At 59.2% G+C, this 3514-nt stretch carries 3 protein-coding genes; all 3 read left to right on the top strand.

The genetic code is table 11. From position 1 onward, the window contains the following. Window positions 1-2036: chemotaxis protein CheW (locus F8J34_RS01075; protein WP_297055531.1), on the top strand; the 2036-nt coding region annotated here is incomplete at its 5' end. Then, entirely contained in the window at window positions 2036-2965 is a 930-nt protein-coding gene (locus F8J34_RS01070; RefSeq protein WP_297055534.1) for a DnaJ C-terminal domain-containing protein, read from the top strand. The genes F8J34_RS01075 and F8J34_RS01070, both read left to right, overlap by 1 nt. Next, window positions 2937-3410, top strand: coding sequence for a chemotaxis protein CheW (locus F8J34_RS01065; RefSeq protein WP_297055529.1), 474 nt, complete (start codon window positions 2937-2939; stop codon window positions 3408-3410). The genes F8J34_RS01070 and F8J34_RS01065 overlap by 29 nt, the downstream gene beginning before the upstream one ends. Window positions 3411-3514: the final 104 nt, after the last annotated feature.

The raw sequence follows: 3514 nt of genomic DNA, 5'->3' as shown, positions 1-3514 counted from the left end.
CTCTTACCGAGACCCATATCCGGGTGGATGTAAAGTTGCTGGATCATCTCATGAATCTAGCCGGGGAGCTGGTGCTGGCTCGCAATAGGCTGGTGCAACTGGCCAATCAGAAGGTGGATCCGGAGCTGATGCAGGCCACCCAGACCCTTTCTCTGGTGACCACGGAGATGCAGGAAGCCATCATGAAGACCCGCATGCAACCCATCGGGAACGTATTCAATAAATTCCCCCGGATCGTGCGGGATCTGGCTCGCTCCACCGGGAAGAAGGTCAATCTGCACATCGAAGGAGCGGATACCGAGCTGGATCGTTCCATCATCGAGGCCATCAAGGATCCCCTCACCCATCTGGTGCGCAATTCCATCGACCACGGTATCGAACCCCCGGAGGAAAGGGTCCAGCTGAACAAGCCCCCGGTGGGTACGCTGGTCATGCGGGCCTTTCACGAAGGGGGGCAGGTGATCATCGAGATCGAGGACGATGGCCGGGGCATAGATACGGAGAAGGTCAAGCGTAAGGCCGTGGAGAAGGGACTGATCACCCCGGAAGAGGCCGAACGCATGAGCGATCACGAGGCCCTGAATCTGATCTTCAAACCGGGGTTTTCCACCGCGGAAAAGGTGACCAACATCTCCGGCCGGGGCGTGGGTATGGACGTGGTGAAGACCAATATCGAGCGCCTCGGGGGGAGCATTGAGATCCGGAGCGTGAAAGGGGCCGGGACCACGGTTCGAATCAAGATACCTCTTACCCTGGCCATCGTTCCGGCCCTGATCGTGGTGTCCGGAGGGGAACGTTACGCCATTCCCCAGGTTAGTCTCAAGGAGCTGGTGAACATCGAGGATCCGGAAAAGGAGATCCACCGTATCGGGCAGTCCGAATTCTATCGCCTGAGGGGGAACATCATTCCCCTGGTCCGTCTGGCCAAAGTGCTGGGGCAGAGCGACGGTCAGGCCCGGAGCCTGGTCATCCTCACCAGCGGGACCATGGATTTCGGTCTGCTGGTGGACGAGGTGAGGGATTCGGAGGAGATCGTGGTCAAACCCCTGGATCGTTTTCTCAAGGGGATTCCCATCTATGCCGGGGCCACCATTATGGGCGACGGGAAGGTGGCTCTGATTCTGGACGTGGTGGGGCTATCCCGGCATGTGGGGTTCCGGGCCGAGGAGGCCCGCAAGGCCCTGGAGGAAGAGAAGAAAAGGAAAGACACCTCCCGGGAGAGCCATTTTATCCTCCTCTTCAACGTGCATCCCGAGGAACAATTTGCCATCCCGCTCTCCCTGGTTTCCCGTCTGGATAAGATCAAGGCCGAGTCCCTGGAGTACGTGGGAGGTAAAGAGCTGGTACAGTACAAGGGTCATTCGGTCCCGGTGATTCGCCTGGAGAATTACCTTCCCATTCAGCCCCTGCCGGAGCAGGAGGAATATAATCTGCTCCTTTTCGAGGAAAACGAGAAGATGGTGGCGGTTCTGGTTTCCCAGATCCTGGATCGCATCGAGACCGATCTCGAGCTGGACGAGGATATCTACCGCACCGAGGGTATCCTGGGCAATCGCATCATCAACGGGCGCACCACCATCTTTGTGGATATTTACAAGATTATTGAGATGTTCGATCCGGACTGGTTCAAAAAACCGGTGCTGGAGATCCATTCCCGCATCCTTTACGCGGAGGATTCCTCCTTCTACGCCCAGCTGGTCAAGAACTATCTGGAGGGGGCGGGCTACGAGGTGGAGATCGCCGAGGACGGGGTCAGGGCCTGGGAGAAGTTACAGGAGGGGGCCTACGACCTTCTTATTACCGACATAGAGATGCCCCGGATGAACGGTTTGGAACTGATCAAGAAGGTGCGGGCCGACGAAAGGTTCCGGGATCTTCCCATCATGGTGCTCACCAGTATCTCGGCGGAGGAGGTCTATCGCAAGGCCAAGGAGCTGGGGGCGGATGAGTTCCAGACCAAACTGGACCGGCAGGCGGTGATCGAGGCCGCCACCCGTCTCCTCACCGCGAAGACCACCGCGGAGGCTGCGGCGTGATGGATCCGTTCCAGATACTGGGGGTTTCCCCCCGGGCGAGCTGGGAGGAGATCCGGCGGGCCTATCTGCGCAAGGTAAAGTCCCTGCATCCCGATCGGGGTGGCGACCGGGAGGCCTATCTGGCCCTTCAGGAGGCTTACGAGACCCTGCGCAGGGCCTGCGAAAGGCGTCGTCGGGTCCAGGTCCTGCGGGAACGTCCGCAGGGGGGAGAATATCTTCTTTCCTTTGTGGAGCTTACGGTACGGGAGGTGGCCCTGGGTACGGAGAGGTGGATTCGGGTGCCCGACACACCGGGCCCCTGTGAATACTGCGAGGGTCTGGGGCTCGATCCCTACGGTCGTTTCCGGGTCTGCGAATGGTGCCAGGGCAGCGGTCTCCTGCCGGAGGAGGGAGGACGGTATCATCAACTCTGTCCCCGCTGTCAGGGGCAGGGAAGGATCTTTCTGGAGCTCTGTCCCCGCTGTCGGGGGAAAGGGGAGATCCGCCGGGAAAAGGAGTTTCTGATCGTGATACCTCCGGGGGTACGCGAGGGCGATCTCCTTTTTCTGCCCAGGTCTCCGGAAGGCCCTATCACGGATGTCTTCCTGGAGGTCTTTATCAAGCGGGACGATCGTTTCTATTTTGAGGGGCAGGATCTGGTCTGTCAGGTGCAGGTTCCCTTCTGGAAGGCCGCGCTGGGGGGATATATCCGGGTGGAGACCCTGGAGGGTGAAGAGGAGATAGAAATCCCCCGGGGTCTTCCCGGGGGTTCCCGGCTGGTGATAAGGCAGAGGGGGCCTTTTCGTCCCGATGGGGGGCGAGGCGACCTGATCCTTCAATTCGAGATCTGGTTCCCGGAGGACTATCCTCCGGAGGCCTTAAAACTGCTGGAAAGACTGAATCATATCATGGAGGAAAGCTATGGCCGAATTACCTCTTCCCGCCAGTGAAACCCGTCCGGTCCTTTCCGAGGACACCCAGACCTTCGTTACCTTCTGGCTGGGGGAGCATCTTTTCGGTCTCCCCATCGCCGAGGTGGTGGAGATTAATCGCAAGATGGAGATCACCCCGGTGCCCCTGGCCCCGCCATACATCAAGGGGATCATCAATCTGCGGGGGCAGGTGCTCACCACCGTGGATCTGGCCGAAAGGCTGGGCTTGCAGGTGGAGGCCCCGCGGGCCTACAATCTGATCGTAAAGACCGAGGACGAGGAAAGGATCAGTTTCCTGGTGGAGAAGATCGGAGATATTCTGGAGGTCCCGTCCAAAAACGTGGAGGAGCCGCCGGAGCGGATCGAGGGGGTGGAGCGAAAATTCGTCCGGCATGTCTGTCAGCTGCCGGAGCGGCTTCTGGTGATCCTGAATGTGCGGGAGGTGCTTCAGGACTCCGGATAGAGTCCGGCGAAATCCAGGAAGGGTTTCCAGGCCTCGCGTTTTTCCTCGGGGAATTTTTCCAGGAAGAGGCTCTGCCAGCGGGGAGGTTCGGGTTTTTTGAGAAG

Source organism: Thermosulfurimonas sp., from assembly GCF_015491435.1.
Lineage (GTDB): Bacteria > Desulfobacterota > Thermodesulfobacteria > Thermodesulfobacteriales > Thermodesulfobacteriaceae > Thermosulfurimonas_A.
The sequence above is the reverse complement of the archived record's forward strand: the minus strand, read 5'-3'. Positions and strand labels throughout refer to the sequence as shown.

What these genes read in the sequence shown, in the direction of transcription:
- F8J34_RS01070 (WP_297055534.1), top strand. Translation starts at nt 2,036, where the DNA reads ATGGATCCGTTCCAGATACTGGGGGTTTCCCCCCGGGCGAGCTGGGAG.
- F8J34_RS01065 (WP_297055529.1), top strand. Translation starts at nt 2,937, where the DNA reads ATGGCCGAATTACCTCTTCCCGCCAGTGAAACCCGTCCGGTCCTTTCC.